We start from the raw sequence: 17791 nt of genomic DNA, 5'->3' as shown, positions 1-17791 counted from the left end.
CTCAGACCCCCGTCCGCGACGTCGCGGGAGCTTCGGACGGCTGCCGCTGTCCGGCGTCCTCGGCCAGGTTGCTGCGCAGCTCCTCGGCGAGGTCGCGGCTCATGCCCGCGTACTCCCCCAGCAGCGGCGCGTAGGCCTCGGGCCGCCGCATGGCGAGCCAGTTCCTGCCGTCGTTGTGCGCGGGCGGCGGGGCCAGGTCGGCGTGCAGGATCTGCGGTCGAGCGCTGCCGGCCTGCGCCATCACTCCCTCCGGCGACACCACGAGGCTGGTGCCCGCGAAGTGGATCTGGACCACACGGTCGCCCCTGGTGCCTTCGACCAGCCCGACCGAGCTGGCGTACACCACGTTGACGCCGTTGAGATAGGCCGTGGTGCGCAGCGCGTTGACCATGAGCGCCTGGTTCTGGCGCAGGGTTCCACCCGGTACGAAGACCGTGTGCACCCCGGCCAGCGCCATGACCCGGATGGCTTCGGGGACCCAGAAATCGGAGCAGACGGCGAGTCCGACCCGGCCGACATCGGTCTCGATGATGCCCAGCGAGTCGGCCGCGCGGCACACCACGATCTCGTTGCCGAACATGTGGGCCTTCGAGGCCCGCCCGGCGATCTCGCCGTCCCTGTCGAGGAACAGTGAGGTGTTGCTGTACTTGCCGTCGTCGAGCTCCTCGACGATCGCCCCCAGCACCATGTTGGTACTGGTGCTCTGCGCCAGCTTCTGGAAGGTCTCGATGACCGGCCCGGGTATGCGGGTGTCGGTGCGACCCCTCAGATGGTCCTGGCCCGGCATGTACCAGGGCGGGCCGAGAAAGAACTCCGGGAAGCAGAGCACGTCGACGTCCCCGGACTCGGTGGCTTCCTCGATGGCCTGATGGGCGTTGCGCAGGCCGTCGGCCGGGTCGTCGGCCCAACGCGTCTGGACTACCGCTACCTTCATCTGCTGCTCCTCGCGCGGGTGTCGGCTTCGGCGATCTCTTCGGCGAACGGCGCCAGCTCGACCGCGGGACCGAGCCGGCTCCGGACGAGCTCATGAAGTGCCGCCCGGTTCCGGTCGGTACCGCTGCGTACGGCGAAGGCGACCGACAGGCGGCCGTTCTCGACCGTGCTCGTGACCCGCCCCTCGGGTTCCGGGGAGGTGAACAGGCAGTGCTCGACGTCCACTTGCGTCACCGGGCCCTGCGGCGTGGGGACGGCGTCGGCCACCCGTCCGAGCGGAATGACGATCCGCCCGTCACCGCCGCATGCGCATACCGTGCGCGAGGAGCGGAGCTCGACGAGCTCTCCGGTCGGCACGGCCACCGGCGTGGACGACTCGGGGTGGCGGGCGGCGAGCATGAGTTCCCCACGGGTGCCGTCGGTGTCGATACGGCCCGGAGCAGGTGACCGGAGCTGCACCTCGAAGCGGTCCTCCGGCAGATGGAGCCGGCCGGCCCCGCAGGGCGTGGCCGTGGCGGGTCTGGACGGGGTGCTGAAGATCTCGAACGCTGACGCGCCCCACACGGCGGCGATACGGCGCAGGCGCTCGGGAGCGGCCGGCCGGGTCGCGATGAGGGTGTGGACGGTGGACGCCCCGGGGTCCCGTCCGGCCGCCTCGTCGAGCGCGGCCAGCTCGGCGGCCAGTTGGGGCGGGCACGCCAGCGTCGTCACCCGGTACCGGTGGATCAGGTCCAGAAGACGCGGGACCGGGCAGATCGTGTTGCTGGTACCGACGCTGATGAGGGAGGCGCCCAGCAACTCGACGGCCCGCTCGATGGAGGCCCCTTCGAGGGACAGTTCGTACGGCACGGCGACGACCGTCACGTCGTCGGGCGTGATGACGTCGCCGAGGGCGAGAACGGCGTCGAGCTGGTTCAGCAGCCACTCCGGCCGGGTCATCCGCACCTCGCGCGTGCTGCCGTCGGAGTCTTCCCATTCGCCGTACCGCACCGGCGCGGACGGCTGCGGGAGTCCGTGGGCCCCGGCCGGATCGCCGGTGTCACCGGGAGAGCCGAGGCGCGCGTCGGACTCCAGGGTGCGCAGCCATTGGGCGAAGTGCGCTTCGAGTTGATCGGCGACCGGGTTCATGTGTCGGCACCCGCCTCGGCCGGCTCGCCCGCCAGGGTCCAGCCGTAGTCGGCGTCGCGTCCTTGCCCGTTGCGTCGCAGCGGCTGGAGCGTGTGGTCGAGCTCGGCGCCGTGCACCCTGCCGAGGATCAGCAGATGGTCCCCCATCCGGTAACTGGCCGCCATCCGGCAGTCGATGAAGCCGAAGGCGCCGCCGATGCGGGGGCATCCGTTCGCGGTCGCGGCCCACTCCAGCCCGTCGAAGCGCAGGTCGGGCCTGGTCCGTGCGAAGACCTTCGCGATGTCCGCCTGTCGGTCGCTGAGGATGTTGACGCAGAAGTGCAGCCCGGGGGCGATGCTCGCCCAGCTGGAGCTTTCCGCCTTCACCAGGAAGCCGATGAGGCCGGGGTCCTCGGACACCGCCGTGAGGGAGGCGATGGTGAGACCTCGCGGCGCCGCGGCGCCGTTCCCCGAGGCGCCGGCGCAGCCGGTCACGATGGCCAGCGACGTCGGCAGCAGGTCGTTCGCCCCCGCCAGCGGGCTCATCGCCCGACCGGACGTCGCCGGCCGCGTGGGCGGGATCTCGGCCGCGGAGCGGCCCTCCAGTGCCCTGCGCAGATGGGTCGCGGTGGTCGACTTCTCGGACTTGAGCAGCTCGTCCGGGGTGCCGCAGTGGATGACGTTGCCGCCGGCGCGGCCGGCGCCCGGACCGATGTCGATGACCCAGTCGGCGACGGCGACGACTCTCAGGGTGTGTTCGATGGCGACGATGGTGTTGCCGGACGCGACGAGGCGTTCGAAGAGGGCCAGGAGGTGGCGGGTGTCGGCCGGGTGCAGCCCTCGCGTGGGCTCGTCGAAGATGAACAGCGTGCCGCTGCGCCGCTGCTTGATCAGCTCGCCGGCCAGATTGAGGCGCTGGGCCTCTCCGCCGGAGAGGGTGGTGGTGGAGGAGCCGAGCAGCAGATAGCCGAGGCCGAACTCGTCGAGGACGGTCAGTACCTTCACGACCTTGGCATTGCCGAGGTCGTCGAACCAGGCCAGGGCGTCCTCAACCGTCATCGACAGCACGTCGTGGATGTTGCGGCCGTCGAGCCGCACGTCGAGCACGTGGTCCTGGAAGCGCCGGCCGTCGCACTCGGAGCACACGACGTGTTCGCTACGGAAGAGGGACATGTCCACTTCCGCCAGCCCGAGGCCCTTGCAGGCCGTACAGCGTCCGCCGGCCACATTGGCACTGAACTCGGCCCGGCCGAGGCCGCGTTCGACCGCGTCCGCGCTTGCGGCGAACGCGTCACGGATGTGGTCACCGATCCCGATGTAGGTCGCCAGCGTGCTGCGGCTGGACCGGCCGATGGGCCGCTTCTCGACGTAGATCACGTCGTCGAGGTGGTTGATGCCGTCGACGTCGCCGCCCGTGACCGCATCCTTGAGGCCGGCCCTGAGCTTGTCGTGGAGGCTCGCGACCAGTGAGCTCTTGCCGGCTCCGGAGACGCCGGTGACGCAGGTGAGCGCCCGGAGCGGCAGACGAACCGCCTGGTCCTCGACGTTGTTGCGGGTGAGGGAGCGGACGTCGAGCCACTCGGCCGCGTCCAGGTCGACGCCCTCCCTGCCGGCGGGCCGGGAGCGCAGCGCCTCGGCCGTCGGGGAGTCGGGCTTGTCGAGAAGCTCCGCCACGGGGCCCTCGAAGACCACTTCTCCACCCCGGGAGCCCGCCCCCGGCCCGAGCTCGACCACCCAGTCGGCCGCGGTGATCACGGTCTCGTCGTGCTCGATGGCGATGACGGTGTTGCCCAGGTCGCGCAGGCGCCGCAGCGAGGCGAGGACGTTCTCGGTGTCCGCGTCGTGCAGGCCGGCCGTGGGTTCGTCCAGCACATACATGACACCGGTCAGGTCGCTCGCCAGATGCTGGGCGAGCAGCAGCCGCTGCAGTTCGCCGCTGGACAGGGTGACGATGGGACGCCGGAGCTGGAGGTGTCCCAGACCCACCTGATCGATGTTGGTGGACTTCTTGACGATCTCCTCGGCCAGTCCGCGGACCTGCCCCGGCAGTTTCCCCGCGGAGAGCGCCTCCCGGAGCCGCTCGGTCGAGGTGGAGAGTTCGTCCCGCTGGAACTGGGGGAAGGTGAGCCCGGCGACGGAGGCCTTCAGCGACTCGGTCCGCAGCCGCCCTCCCTCACAGGACGGGCAGACCTCGGCGGCCAGGTAGTTCGAGAAGGCGTTGCGCCTCGCGGCGCTGCTGGCGTTCTTGTAGGCCCGCTCCAGGAAGCCGAGGATTCCCTCGAACCGGAAGTCGTTGGTGACCTTGTTCAGCTTGATGGAGTAGACGGTTTCGCAGCCGTGGAGGACCCGGTCACGCTGCTCCTCGGTGAGCGTGCCGAAGGGGCGGTCGAGCGGGATGCCCGTGTCGTCGGCCATGGCCTCGAACACCTTGCGGCAGTTGGGCACGGCGAAGGTGCCCGGGTCCGCGCCGTCCCAGATCTCCTTCAGCGTCTTCGAGGTGTCGGGGATGATCCGGTCGAGGGAGAACCCGATCATCTCGCCGACGCCGTCGCAGTGCAGACACTTGCCCTCGCGGCGGTTCGGGCTGAAGTGCTGGGCGGAGTGCGGCTCGGTGTAGATGCCGCAGTCGGGGCAGAGCAGGTCGGGACCGGTGTCGCCGAAGCAGGCGGGACACACCGGGTGGGAGGCGGCGCCGAACAGCAACCGGTAGAGCCCGTCGATTCCGGTCAGCGTGCCCACGGTCGAACGGGGGTTGCTGTAGCCGCCGTCACGCTGGCGCAGAGCGACGGGGGGCTGGGTCCCGGCGATGCGGTCGACGTGGTAGTCACCGTCGCCCAGGTCGAGGGACCGGCTCGACAGCGCGCCGAGGTAGAGCGACTTGGAGTGCTCGAACAGGGTGTCGATGATGAGGGAGGACTTGCCGGACCCGGAGACGCCGACCGCGACGATGAACTTTCCCTTGGGCAGGGCCACATCGACGGACTTGAGGTTGTGGGTCGTGACGCCCTCGAGAACGATGCTGTCGTGGTTCACGGGTGCTCCAAAAGGTCGGCCAGGGTGCGTGCCGCGGCTTCACAGGCCGGCAGGTCCGCGAAGGTGTTGTAGAGCGCCGAGCGGACCCGGACGGGGTCGCCGCGGTTCCAGGCCTCGTACAGTTCCTGCCGCATGCCGAACCGGTCGATGACCAGATCGCCGGCGAGGCGGAAGAGCCGGGACTTGTCCTCGACCGACGTCTCACGGCCGCCCATGTACAGGTCGAGCGCTCTGCGAAGCTCCTGCGATTCCAGGTCGCCCTCGGCCGGTTGCATGATCAGCCCGGAAGCGCCGATCTGCCGGACGATCGCCGAGGCGCGCTCCGAGAACCGGCCCGCGATGGAGTCCAGGGCGGCGGTCGATCCCGGTGCGAGCAGGCCGCTCGGTGTCGCGGTGGCATCCCGCGTGATCGCCTTGAGCGCGAGGTCGACCACCGATACGTAGGAGGCCAGTTCGCCGAGCATGGCGCCGACCTCGCGGAACTTGTCGACCCCGATGGACTTGGCGAGCAGGGAGGCGACACCGAGCATGACGCGGAGTCGATGGTGGAAGCGGATCTGCCCGGTGTACAGGGACCATTGGTTCAGAGCGCGGAATCCCTTGACGGCGGTGCCCGCGTCGTCGAGCAGGAAGATGCGCTCGTTGGGGATGAACGCATCGTCGAAGACGAGCATGGCGTCCTGCTCGTCGAACCTGGAGCCCAGCGTGTTGGCCGGCCCGTTGTAGGAACGACGGCAGAGGATCTTGAGGCCGGGGGTGTCCAGGCGGGCGCCGAACCAGCAGACGTACGCCGGGTCCTCCCGCAGGTAGTTGGCGGGCGAGAGGTAGATGAGGACGTCGTGCGCGTACGGCGCGAGGGTGGCGATCTGCTTGGCCCCGCGGACGACGATGCCGGCGTCGTCGCGGTGCACGACCTTCAGGCCCAGTTCGGGCCGCTGCATGGGCGTGAGGGACCGGTCGACCTGGGGATCGCCGAGTCCGTGGGTCAACGCGAGGTCGTTCTCGCGGCAGTGCAGGTAGTAGTTCTCCGCGTTGGCCGCGAACGAGGAGTCGACCTCCCCCAGCGCATGACGGAAGTCGAAGAGTCCGACGACCACATTGGCCATGAAGTCAGGGATCCGCGATATCTGGCCGTGGGAGCCCTCGACCCAGTGCCGCGAGTTCAGCCACTTGCGGTCCAGGTCCTCGGGCGAGGCCGCGGCGAGGTAGGAGAGGCTGACCGGGTTTCCGCTGAGGTCGGACTTGAAGGTCATCTCGTGGGCCAGCTCGGGTGAGCGCTGACGGTTGTACAGGCCGGCGAGCGTCCGCAGCATCGGCTGGAAGTCGGGGTGCGCGGTCACATCGACCCGCTTGCCCTCCACCCACACCTCGCGTCCGTCGGCCAGGCTGTCGACGAACGAGGCGCCGTCGTGCGCCCCCGGACGCGGCCGGGAAGGAAGGTCGCTCGCGAGGGCCGCGGTCCTCGCGACGGTCTCGCCCTCATGTGTCGTCATTCCCCGCCTCCCTACGGCCTTCGCTCGGCTGCGCCCAGGTGGAACTGCTGGTAGCCCTGCTCCTGGACCTCGGGGAAGTAGTCCCGGGTCGCCTCACCGACGACGCGCATCAGCTCCGCGTCCACCGACGTGGGATCGGTGAGGAGTGCGGTGAGCGGCGAGCAGTCGACGACGCTGGTCAACTTCATGCCGCGCGCCTGGTGCAGGGCGTTCAGCGAGGGCTGGGCGTTGGCGGCATCACGCATCTTGTAGACCGCCTGGGGTCCGTCGGAGACGCCGATCATCGATTTGGTGCCGCCGCTTCCCAGGCAGTTCCGTGGCATGTGCAGATGCTCGTGACGCCATTCCTGGTACGTGTGGTGAAGACGGAACGCCTGATGCAGGACCTGATGACACAGCCAGGCCTCGGAATCCCGGTGCCGGTCGGCGTCGATGGCCCGGATCGTGCCTTCGAGGGAACCCTCGCCGACCGGGCCGAGCCACTTCGAGACGTCGTTCCAGAAGTGCTTGAAGAGGTCCTTGAACATGTGCTGCTTGATCGCCAGCGAATGGGTGCCGCTGGCCGGACCGAGGTTCTTCCGGAAGCCGTGGTACTCGCCGGTGGCCAGCAGCTCCGCCATGACCCGCTGCGCCTCGACCATGGGACCCAGGACCGCGTTGCAGACCGCCAGATGCGAGGCGGCGCGGCTGAGCGAGCGCGACCGCACATCGCGTACCGCGAGCTCCAGGTGGTCGTTCGACTCCGCGGTCAGGATCTCCGGGACCTGGTGCAGCGCGACGAACTCACCGTGCATGGTGCTGGGGTCGAGTTCGGTCCAGGTGACGGCGTCGGCGAGCAGCCCCGTGCCCAGGAGCTTGTTCAGGTCCCCTTCGAGCGGCAGTGGCACGCCGGAGAGGTCGCTCTCCCACTTGGTGGCGTCGTGGCTGCAGATCCGGACTCCGTGAAGGAGCCGGTACAGGTCGTCGTCGATGCTCCGGGTCGCGATGGTGGCCCGCACCGTGAGCGGGTCGCTGACCAGCAGCGAGCACCGGACCTCGTCGTCGAAGGCCCGCAGTTCGTCGATGTAGGCCTGACATCCGGCGGTCTCGGCGATGTCCACCGTACGCAGCCCGGGACGGGGAGTTGTCCCGCAGAGGCTCTGCACCTCCTGGCTGACCCTGCCGAGGCCACGCAGGAGCCGGTGGAAGCCCATGCTCCACTGGATGAGGCGGGAGGCGGTGGCGAAGTCGCGGGCCTGGACCGCCTTGCGGCTCCGGTCGGTCAGACGGGCCAGATTGAGCAGGCACACCTCGGCCGCCTGGAACACGGCGCGGACGGTGGACTCGTACGAGCCGGGTTCGGTGGGGCAGGACGCCCTCGCTGCCGCGAGCAGGTCGATGCGGTGGAGGTGGTCGTAGCTGGGCGCGATGGGCCCCAGCTCATTCCTGGGCGGGCCGGATTCGGGGCAGGCGTCCGGTGGCTCGGCTCTCACACCGGCCCTGGGCACCGGACACGCTTGCGACTCCCGTGTAGTCATCGCGCTCACTCCTCGGTGGAGATTCGCAGATAGCGGATCGAGTTGCTGGGACACGACTCGTAGGCGTCGAGGACGCATTCGAGTTCGGCCTCGTCCTCGGGCTGCTTGCAGACGTAATGGATCTCGTTCTCGTCGTCGCTCTCGAAGTTGTCCGGGGCCAGGTCGCGGCAGAGGTGACAGTCGATGCACGTGTCGTCGATGTGGAACCGGCCGTCCAGCGGAAGGCGGCCGGGAGGCGCTGTGTCCGTCATGACCCTCGCTCCTCCGTCGCGCGCAGGAAGTTCCGCATGGTCGGCTTGGCGGAGGTGCGGAGCGCGTGCTCGAAGGCCGGAACGTCCAGGACGCCGACTCTGGTGGTGGCTCCGAACCGTCGGGCAGCCTCCGCCGCGATCGCGTCCCGGGTTCGCTCATCGGCGGCGCTGCCCGGCGGCAACGCGACGTCCAGCACGGACCCGTCGACATCGAACGCGAAGAAGTACGGCGGCCGGCTCATGGCGCCCAGAACGACGTCCTCGATCTCCAGCTGTGAGGCCCAGCCATGACCCACCGCGATCCGGTCCCCCAGCCGGCCGCGGTGTCGCAGACGGCGCAGCGGTGAGCCGCAGGGGCACGGCGCCGCCTCGATCTGGCAGGTGTCGCCGGTGCGGTAGCGCAGCAGGGGCATCGCCCGGCTGGCGAGAGTCGTCACGGCGAGTTCGCCGGTCTCACCATCGGGGAGGAGCTGCCCGGACCGGGGGTCGACGATCTCGAAGTACGTACGCGTCTCGACCAGGTGCAGGTCCTGCCGGGCACAGAACATGGCGAGCGTATTGGTCTCGGTCATGCCGAACATCGAGTAGGTGGCGGCGCCCCACTGCTCGGCCAGACGCGCCTTCTTGGCCGGCGAGGCGCCTTCACCGGCCATCAGGAGCTTGTCGACGGCGAGGTCCCGGCCGGGGTCGATTCCGGAGCGCCGCGCCACCTCGCCCAGCAGGAGGGCGCGGGTGCCCGAGCAGATCAGTGCGGTGGCCCCGGAGCGTCGCAGGGCGTGCACCATACGCTCCGGTGAGCACGACGGGGACGCCGCGCCGAGCGGAACGATCGTGCATCCGAGGAGTTCCAGCGCACGGTCCAGGTCCTGACCGACGCCGGCGAGCTCGTAGGGGACGGCGATCGCGACCACATCGGTGCTGTCGAGAACCGCCGAGAGGAGGTGGGCCACGACGAGGTTGTTCTCGACCCAGTCGTCGGCGGAGAAGAAGGCGGCGATGGACTGGCCGTTGCCCGTGCCGGAGCTTTCGTCGAACCGGGTCACCTCACGCCGGGGGACCGCCAGCATGCCCAGGGGGTAGGCGTCGGCGAGTTCCTGCCGCGTGGTGAAGGGCACCGACTGGAACGCCGCGGGGTCCTTGGCCACCGCGTCCGCCAGCGACCTGGGGACGCGGCCGGCGTAGAAGGCGGAGTGCTCGGCGGCGTGCGCCACGGTCTCGGCGAGCGCGGCCGATGCCCACCGGCCGAGCTCCTCGCGGTCCAGGGACGCCACGTGCGCGACCTTGCGTGCCACACGGCGGCGCGACGCGATCACGCCGCGCAGCCGCTCTTCCGTCCGCGTCGTCCTCCGGGTCGTCGGTGAGGTCGTCACGGCATGACCGCCAGCTTCGACATGGCGTCATGTTCGGCCCGGCCCAAGTCCTCCAGGATGACGGCCACTTCCTCGGCGGCCTTGCGCATCGCGGCCGGTTCGGACTCATCACGCAGCAGATGCGCGATACGGGTCCACCGGGTCGAGAGTTCCCGATAGGTGCCGGCCACGGACGCGTAGGCCGGTTCGCCGGTCAGCTCGGCCGCCTCGTCGAGGAAGTCGGCCCACAGGGTGCGGAAGAAGCCACCGCCGGTGCCGCCGTCCTCGATGCTGTGAGCCAGGAAGCCGAACGCGGCCGCCGGTTCGTCGAGCGCGTCGCACCAGCCGCGCATCGCCTTGGCGGCCTTCTGGAACCCCTTGTGTCCCATGTTGGTGATGGGAGGGTTGAGGAAGTCGTCCGCGGTCGCCGCGATGGCTTCACGGCATGCGCCGGCCAGGGCGCGCGGGTCGAAATCGGATGTGCCGAGACGGAACGACAGGCTGCGCGAGCTCATCGGTCCCTTCGCCGCCCGGGCCTGGGCGAGGCCGGCCCTGCTGGTGCTCTGGACGCCCAGCCCGGCGGTCTCGACGACGGTGTAGGTCTCGGGCGTGTAGCCGACGCACGCCAGGTAGTGGGCCGCGAAGTGGAAACTGTCGTGGGCGTAGTCGAGATGGAAGCGGTCCAGCTTGAGGCCGACGACCTCCCCGGCGTCCAGGGCGGCGATGAGCTCACGTTCGGCCTTGGCCTGGGAGGTGGTCTCGCTCTCGAACAGCTCGACACCGAGGGCGGCGGTGGCGTTCCGGATGAGGTGGTCCGGCTTGACGCGGCCTCCGAGGAACGGGGCCGGCATCTGCTTGGAATGCCAGTACAGGAAGGAGATGCCGCGTCCGAGGCCGAAGAGCAGCGGTTCGCTGAGGTCGATGCCGCGGTTGAGCAGCATGTTGGCCAGGGTGGACGACTCGCAGTGCTCGCCGGACTTCCAGTTCATCGCGCCTCCCCCGGGGCTGCGCCGCTCTCCTTCTTCGCGGCGTCGTAGACGACTTCCAGCACGGTCCGGGTGGTGTTGTTGCGCAGGTGCCCGTAAGTGTGGCCGACCTCGTCGGCTTCGGTGTAGGCGATCGTCTCGAGGTGCTCGATGTCGCGTTCCAGACCGTCGAGGACCGCTCGGACATCGTCGGCGGCCGCCACCTCCAGGGCGACATGCGACATCAGGCGCCGGCGTTCCGAGACGGGCTTGCTGAGCCAGGGGCCGAAGTGCCGGCAGGTGAACGTCTCGATGACACGGCCGTCGGGCAGGGACAGCGAGAGCCACCAGCCGGGTGTTCCGTACTGCCGGGGCGAGATGTAGGAGGGGCCCATCTCGACGCCGGAGAGCTCGCCGGCGCGCTGGAGGCCCTCCAGATACGCGTGCCAGCGGAACACCTCGTCGTCGGAGGCATAGTCGCCGAGATAGACACCGATGTGGTTGACGCCCGCGAACCGTGCGGCGACGTCCTCCGGCGCCTGCCCGCACCAGGACCGCAGGTACGAAGCGCAGTCGACCTCGTTCCAGGCCGCGGACTCGTCGAGCAGTTCCCGCCATACGACCGGGAACTCGGTGTCGGAGGGGAATGTGCCTGCTTCACCTCGGTGGGCGGACGGATGGCTGCCTGTGGCTGCGGTCATGATTCCTTCTCCTTCCGTCCCGCGATCACCAACCCCATCTGCACCGCCGTCACGCTGTCGGCGTGGATTCCGGCTTGCTTCAGCAGATCGGCGGCCTCGGAGACCGTGTACGCGGACTGGACTGACGTACGGAAGCCGGGACGCATGTCGACGGCGATGTTCGCCTTCATGAACTGGAAGGTGGTCCGGTCGATGTCCCGGCGCAGATCGGAGATGCAGAACGCGCCACCGGGGCGCACGAGGCGGTGGATCTCGCGCAGTGCGGTGACCGGGTCGGCCCACTCGTGCAGTGACGCCGCGCTGAAGGCGTGGTCGAAGGATGCGTCCGGGAACGGCAGTTCCAGGACGTTGCCGATGGTGTAGTCGGTGCGGTGCGACACCGCGTAGGCGCGGGCGTTGCCGCGCGCCCTGTCGAGCATGGCCGGGGAGATGTCGACGCCGACCAGGGTGCAGTCGCCCGCGGCCTGGGTGAGCCATTCGAGACCGAGCAGGCCGGGCCCGCAGCCGGCCTCCAGGACGCGCCCGGAGTCGATGCCGGCTTCCAGGACGCTGTCGACCTTCTCCTGCAGCCATCCGCGGTCCCGGATATGACGCTGCATGTCGTCGTACTTGAGCGCCAGCTCGTCGCCCTGCAGACCTACTTCGGTCTCATGGACCCGTTCAGTGCGTCGAATGGGCGCCATGCGCGCCACCTCCCCCTTCGGCTTCTGCGTCTGCCTCTGCGTTCGCCTCTGCCGTCACGACCGGTCGCAGCCCGACGGGTACACCGCGCAGCGTCGAGCTGCCCATGTACGGGTCGCGGCGCCCGCTGTCCGTGATCCGGTTGACCGACGATCGGGTGGCCGCGTGGATGTCCTCCTCGCCCGGGTACCACCACCCGGCATCGGCGACGATCACGTCCGGGGCCACCGTGTCGGACACCTTGACCGTCATCACCACGCCCGCCCCTTCCGGGTCCCGGTAGATCTCCACCTGGTCCCCGTCGGCGACCGCCAGACCCGCGGCGGAACGGGGGTGGATCGTCACCTGCGGTTCCCGGTAGCGGCGGGACGTGGTGGGAAGTTGCCGGAACTCGGTATTGAAGAACTGGAGGTTGTGGGCGCTGGTCATGACGAATGGCAGCTCCCGCGTGGTGGAGGCCGGCGGCCGGAAGACCGGGACGGCGTCGTAGCCCATGGCTTCGAGGCCCCGATGGGCCAGCTCCACCCGCCCCGAGCGGGTACGGAAACCGTCTGTCGCGTACGTGCGGTACCGCCGGGTGTTGGGGAGGTGACCGATCTTCCTGAACTGCTGCCACGTCAGATCGATGCCGCTCAACTTGGCGTCCAGGGCGTCCTCGAGGCTGGGGTAGAAGTGGTGCCCGAGGCCGAGTCGCCGCGCCAGGTCGAGGATCATCTCCTCGTCGGACCTGGCACCCTCCACGGTCACCACCCGCTGCCGTGCCGCGATGTAGGAGTTGAACTCCACGATCTGGTCGCGCTCCAGCCAGGAGGAGGCCGGCAGGACGATGTCGGCCAGCCTCGCGGTGGGCGTCAGGAACATGTCCGCGACGGCGAAGAAGTCCAGCTTGGTGAGCGCGGCCTCGGTGGCCGTCGCGTTCTCGTGCGAGACCAGCGGGTTGGAGCCGAAGACCACCATCGAGCTGATGCGGTACGGGCTGTCGCTCAGGATCGCTTCCTGGAGGTCGGCCGGGGCCACCCAGCCGGACATGGAGAGCACCTTGTGGGCGGTGCCGCCGATGCGTTTGGCCGCCTGCTCCTCGGAGAGCAGGTCGGTCCTGGGGAAGCCCCGACGGCCCTCGATGGGCATGGGGTCCCAGATGACGTCCCCGCCGGGAGCGTCGAGATTGCCGGAGAGTGCCGAGAGGATGGCGATCGCCCGGTGGGTGTCGAAGGCGTTGTCGGACTGCGAGACACCCGTGCCGGCCTCGATGCACGCGCGGGACGCCCGGGCGTACATCCTGGCCGCCGTCTCGATGAGGCCCGGTTCGAGACCGGTGATACCGGCCACCGTCGCGAGGTCGTACGCGCGGACGTGACGCTCCAGTTCCTCGAAGCCGGAGGTGTGACGCGCGACGAACTGTTCGTCGTACCAGTCATGGGCGATCAGCAGATGGATGAGGCCGAGCGCGAGCGCGGCGTCGGTGCCCGGCCTCAGTTGCAGATGGAGGTCGGCCCGCTCGGCGGTACGGGTGCGCCGGGGATCGACGACGATCAGCCGGCTGCCCCGTTCGAGGGCGCCGAGAAGGTCGACTCCGATGACACCGTCGGAGTGCGTGTTGACCTTGTTGCTGCCCCAGAGCAGGACCACCTCCGGGTCCCCGTGGTAGTCGCAGAACGTGAAGCCTCCGTAGGTGAGGATCGACGCCATGACGCGCGGGTAGAAGCACACATGGGCCGGCCCCACGACGTTGGGAGTGCCGATGGCGTTCGCGAGCCGGAAGACCCACTCCTGGTAGTTGCGGTCGGTGCCCTGGCCGAAGACCACCGACTCGGAGCCGAACCGCTCCATGCTTCGGCGGAGGTTGCGGGCCACCTCGTCGAGCGCCTCGTCCCAGCTGATCGGCTTGAAGGAGCCGCTCCCGCGAGGTCCGGTTCTGGCCAGGGGGGTCCGAAGGCGGTCCGGGCTGCTGACGAGGTCCAGGGAGGCCTTGCCCTTGATGCAGAAGTAGCCGCGGCTGGTCGGGTTCTCCGGATCGCCGGAGATGCCGGTCGGCACCCCGTCGGTGAGCTCCACGAGCGCGCCGCACCCTCCGTGGCACATGCGGCACACGGACTTCACCGTGGTGGTTTCACCGCTCATGTCACCCGCTCCGCCCCGACCCGGTCCCGGGCCAGCGCCGCGAGTTCCCCGAAGGCGGCTTCCTCGGCGTCCGCGATGCCGTGGAGCTGCGCTGCGGCGTCCTTGAGGTGCGCGGAGCGGCTCGACGCCTCGGGGTAGCCGGTCAGGTGATCGATGAGCCCTGTCCAGGCCGAGACGATCGCCTCGAACCGCGTGAGGCTCGGCAGCAGCTCCGCGTCACCGGTCATGGCCTGGGCCTCGGCGAGGAACTCGCCGTACAGGCCCCGGAAGTTGGTGCCACCGGTGCCCGCGAACCGCCAGAACCTGGCGATCTCGGGGATCACCACGTCGCTGCGGGACAGCTGCTGCCAGCCGGGTAACTCCTCGGCAGCCCGGCGCAGGGCGAGAATCCCCCGGTCGTCACCCCGACCGCGATCCAGACAACGGCCGGCGGCGCCGAGAATGGCCGGCCACACCTGGGGGGCGAGCGCTGCCGCTCCGCCCGGCGTCGGACCGGGGCTGTCGTCGAGGTGCCAGTGGAGGCGGGGGGACGGCATGAAGCCTTCGTCGGAGGCCCGTGCCCGGGTGAAGGACTCCAGCGGCAGCTGCTGGGCGCCGCCCTGTTGTGAGGTGTCGGCCACGTACGCCGTGGAGTCGTCGAGCCCGTGCAGCGCGATGCAGTGGGCCGAGAAGTGTGCCTGTGAGGCGAAGTAGTCCAGGTGGAAGATGTCGACCGTGACGCCCACGACGCTGCCCGCCGACAACGCCGCGACGGCTCGCGCGTGAGCGCCGGCGTCGTCGGCATCCTGCCTGGTCACCAGGGTCAGGCCCATGGCCGCGCACGCGTCCGCGGCGATGCGTCCCGGCTCGACGCGGCCCGTGAGCATCGGGGGAATCCCCGTGTGCGGAGGTGGCGGGAAGAACTGGGCGTCGATCCCCCGGCCCAGGCCGAAGATCAGGGCTTCCGACACGTCGATGCCGGAGTACCGCAGCATGTTGTTGAGCATGGTCGTCTCGCAGTGCACGCCCGGCACCGGCCGGAAGCCCTCGAGCATCGCTCCTCGCGGCCGGGCATCCGCGCTCATCGCACGCCCCCCAGCAGCACCTCGCCGTAGCTCTGGAGATCGAGCAGTCCCGAACCGCTGGCGAGCACCACCAGCACCGGGTCCGTGTCGGTCTCCTTGGCACGTGTCGCCACCTCGATCGCCGCCGCGACCGCGTGCGTGGACTCGGGCGCCAGCAGGAATCCCTCGGTCCGAAGGACCAGGCGTCCCGCCTCCAGCGCGCGCTTCTCCTCGATCGCCACCGCGTCGAGCAGTCCCTCGTGACGCAGCAGGCTGACCGTGCTGGAACTGTGGTGGTTGCGCAGCCCGGCGGTGTGCACCGGCGGCGGAACGAAGTCGGGACCCATGGAGTAGCCGAGGACCTCGGGGGTGAGTCCGGCGAGATCGGACCGGCCGTACTGGTAGCGGCCGGCGGTCAGTCGCGGCGCCGCCGTGGATTCCGCGGCCAGCAGGCGCAGATCACGACCCTGCCCGCGGGCCTGCTTCAGGAAGGGGCCGACGAGACCGCACAGATTGCTGCCGCCACCGGAGCAGGCGATGAGATGGTCGCCGCGGCCGGGGACTCCGATCGGCTCCTCCAGCGCGGCCAGCTGCGCCTGGACCTCGAGCCCGAGGAGGGTCTGGTGCAGATACACATGCGGCACCCCGCTCCCCGACAGGTAGGCGGCCCCGGGCCCGAAGTCGAGTGCGAACTGGATGGCGTCGCTGATGGCCGTCCCCAGGCTCCCCGGATGTCCGGGGTTCCGGGCGAGCAGCTGCTGACCGAACTTCGTGTCCGGGGACGGGGACGCGTGAACCGTGGTCCCCAGGAGCTCCATGTAGTGGCGCCGGTAGGGCTTCTGGGCCAACGAGCACCGGACCATGAAGACTTCGGAGTCGAGGCCGAGCAGGGAGGCCGCGAGCGCGACGCTCATCCCCCACTGCCCCGCGCCCGTCTCGCTGATCAGGGTCGTGCGACCCTCTTCGGCCGCGTAGTACGCCTGCGCCACCGCCGAGTTGAGTTTGAAGCTGCCCGTCGGGAGGACGTCCTCCCGCTTGAGGTAGATGCGGGCACCGGTGCCGAGTGCGGACTCCAGCGCCCTGGCCCGATGGAGCGGCGTGGGGCGGCCGATGTGCCGTAACCAGTCGGCGACCGGCTCGGGTATGGGAACCCACTGGTCGGCCGGTCGGTCCTGGGCCAGCAGCGCCGCCGGCCTCACCCGCTGCGCGACCTCGGCCGCCGACGGTGTGAGCTCGTCTTTGACGGGCGGTAACGCTGCGGGGAGATCAGGCAGGAAGTGGTACCAGTGAGTGGGAAGTGGAATGGAGGTGGCTGCCGACTGAGCGCTGCATTCCGCATCGATACGCACCTGTGCATTGCTCGACATGTGCCCCCCGTGTGCCCATCCCTGGAATGCAGAGCACGATTACAGAGCACTTTGGCCGGAGTCAAGGGGATGGCAGAAAACCGCTTCCCGCACGCCGGACGAAGTTGTTGAGTGCTCAATTGATATGGCGATTCCGCGCACCACACCGGAATGCCGGATTCTGTCGATCACGCACAATCGATCATTGTGCAATTCGATCATTCCGGTGTCGCGACCGGCGTGCCGAAGATCTCCGCGGCGAGGGCGACGGAGGATCTTTCGGGAGCAGCCGTCGCCTTCCGGCGGCTACGCAGGCGTGGCTCTCGGCCCTGTGGATCGGCAGGTTGGTGCCCTTGGGGCGCCAGCGGTCCGGGTGAACTCATGAGGCCGGCCCGTCCCGCCGCCGTGACGGGCCCCCGTTTCGCCGACGGGCCGTTCCACTCGTGATCACACGGAACGGAGCGGAAGCGAAGGGCCTTGCGAACGGCACCCATGGCGCACCCGCGGAATTCTTCGGCGCAGCCGTCGATGACCGTCGCGAATTAAATTCGGCCGTCGGCGATTTCACGCAGAAAATGTTCGAGGGAATTCCGCAGCGGGTTTCGACGGTGGAGTCCCGGCCCATCGAATGCGTCAGGGCGCGCCGATGACCACAGGCACCGGAAATTTGTCGCGACGCCTTCCGGACAGGCGGCTTCCGTTCATTGCGCCGCCGCAGTGGAGGACTGCCCTCCGCACACGGGCGGACATGGGGGCGGCACTCGGACGCCCACTCGGCAGGGGCCGCCATCTGCCCTTCGAGCCGAGCGTCCGTGATCGTGCCGCCGACGGTTCGGGTCCACCAGGGACGCGCCGCTTCACGTCGGTCACGGTCCACGTGCGCGTGGCGATACCGGAGAAAATGCTCTGACTGCTCGTCATATTCCAAAATTCGGCGGCCCGTTCCCCACAATGCCGGACACGCACGATCGGACGGCGCCGACAGGACCACGGGACACCGGGTTCCCGGCCGGCCGCTCGTACGCATACGCACCGGTACTCCGTGTGAATGTTCCGAGGGAGGCGAGCCGCGACTGCCGACGGCCGAACTCGCCGGGCATCCGGCCCACTGCCCCCGTCCCCCAGGGCACCGCATGCGGCAGCGGGCCACTCATGGACGGGACGGTTCGGCGAACTCCCGTCCTGTGAGCGGCGAATGATCGACGGACTCCCTCGCGCTGACGCCCCGTACGCACGACACTTGACCCGGAAC

13 protein-coding genes are annotated in these 17791 nt (G+C 69.5%); all 13 read right to left on the bottom strand.

The annotated features are described in order from the left end of the window. Window position 1: 1 nt before the first annotated feature. The 13 genes from OHA05_RS22905 to OHA05_RS22845 are packed head-to-tail and all read right to left on the bottom strand — an operon-like array spanning window position 2 to window position 16560. Entirely contained in the window at window positions 2–934 is a 933-nt protein-coding gene (locus OHA05_RS22905) for a carbon-nitrogen hydrolase family protein (RefSeq protein WP_313944446.1), read from the bottom strand. Further along, on the bottom strand, window positions 931–2061 hold the full coding sequence (locus OHA05_RS22900; RefSeq protein ID WP_328861581.1) for a hypothetical protein: 1131 nt from the start codon (window positions 2059–2061) through the stop codon (window positions 931–933). The genes OHA05_RS22905 and OHA05_RS22900 overlap by 4 nt, the downstream gene beginning before the upstream one ends. Continuing rightward, the gene (locus OHA05_RS22895; RefSeq protein ID WP_328861580.1) at window positions 2058–5072 is read right to left on the bottom strand and encodes a flavin reductase; all 3015 of its coding nucleotides are present in this window, start codon (window positions 5070–5072) and stop codon (window positions 2058–2060) included. The genes OHA05_RS22900 and OHA05_RS22895 overlap by 4 nt, the downstream gene beginning before the upstream one ends. After that, entirely contained in the window at window positions 5069–6565 is a 1497-nt protein-coding gene (locus tag OHA05_RS22890) for a 4-hydroxyphenylacetate 3-hydroxylase N-terminal domain-containing protein (protein WP_328861579.1), read from the bottom strand. The genes OHA05_RS22895 and OHA05_RS22890 overlap by 4 nt, the downstream gene beginning before the upstream one ends. Window positions 6566–6576: 11 nt before the next feature. After that, on the bottom strand, window positions 6577–8082 hold the full coding sequence (locus OHA05_RS22885; protein ID WP_328861578.1) for a hypothetical protein: 1506 nt from the start codon (window positions 8080–8082) through the stop codon (window positions 6577–6579). A gap of 5 nt (window positions 8083–8087) precedes the next feature. Further along, the gene (locus tag OHA05_RS22880; RefSeq protein WP_313944451.1) at window positions 8088–8333 is read right to left on the bottom strand and encodes a ferredoxin; all 246 of its coding nucleotides are present in this window, start codon (window positions 8331–8333) and stop codon (window positions 8088–8090) included. Then, the gene (locus tag OHA05_RS22875) at window positions 8330–9703 is read right to left on the bottom strand and encodes a phenylacetate--CoA ligase family protein (RefSeq protein WP_313944452.1); all 1374 of its coding nucleotides are present in this window, start codon (window positions 9701–9703) and stop codon (window positions 8330–8332) included. Before OHA05_RS22875 ends, OHA05_RS22880 begins: the two co-directional genes overlap by 4 nt. After that, entirely contained in the window at window positions 9700–10671 is a 972-nt protein-coding gene (locus OHA05_RS22870) for a BtrH N-terminal domain-containing protein (protein ID WP_313944453.1), read from the bottom strand. Before OHA05_RS22870 ends, OHA05_RS22875 begins: the two co-directional genes overlap by 4 nt. Next, window positions 10668–11348 carry a hypothetical protein gene (locus OHA05_RS22865; protein WP_313944454.1) on the bottom strand — a complete coding sequence of 227 codons (681 nt, stop codon included), beginning with the start codon at window positions 11346–11348 and terminating at the stop codon, window positions 10668–10670. Before OHA05_RS22865 ends, OHA05_RS22870 begins: the two co-directional genes overlap by 4 nt. Beyond that, the gene (locus OHA05_RS22860) at window positions 11345–12031 is read right to left on the bottom strand and encodes a class I SAM-dependent methyltransferase (protein WP_313944455.1); all 687 of its coding nucleotides are present in this window, start codon (window positions 12029–12031) and stop codon (window positions 11345–11347) included. Before OHA05_RS22860 ends, OHA05_RS22865 begins: the two co-directional genes overlap by 4 nt. Next, complete coding sequence (locus OHA05_RS22855) at window positions 12009–14150, bottom strand: molybdopterin-containing oxidoreductase family protein (protein ID WP_328861577.1); 2142 nt, start codon at window positions 14148–14150, stop codon at window positions 12009–12011. Before OHA05_RS22855 ends, OHA05_RS22860 begins: the two co-directional genes overlap by 23 nt. Beyond that, the gene (locus OHA05_RS22850) at window positions 14147–15214 is read right to left on the bottom strand and encodes a BtrH N-terminal domain-containing protein (protein WP_328861576.1); all 1068 of its coding nucleotides are present in this window, start codon (window positions 15212–15214) and stop codon (window positions 14147–14149) included. The genes OHA05_RS22855 and OHA05_RS22850 overlap by 4 nt, the downstream gene beginning before the upstream one ends. Beyond that, the gene (locus tag OHA05_RS22845; RefSeq protein ID WP_313944458.1) at window positions 15211–16560 is read right to left on the bottom strand and encodes a TrpB-like pyridoxal phosphate-dependent enzyme; all 1350 of its coding nucleotides are present in this window, start codon (window positions 16558–16560) and stop codon (window positions 15211–15213) included. The genes OHA05_RS22850 and OHA05_RS22845 overlap by 4 nt, the downstream gene beginning before the upstream one ends. Window positions 16561–17791: the final 1231 nt, after the last annotated feature.

Origin of the sequence: Streptomyces sp. NBC_00306 (assembly GCF_036169555.1) — a bacterium.
Classification (GTDB): domain Bacteria; phylum Actinomycetota; class Actinomycetes; order Streptomycetales; family Streptomycetaceae; genus Streptomyces; species Streptomyces achmelvichensis.
Note: the sequence above shows the minus strand (reverse complement) of the source record. Positions and strands in the feature narration are given on the sequence as shown.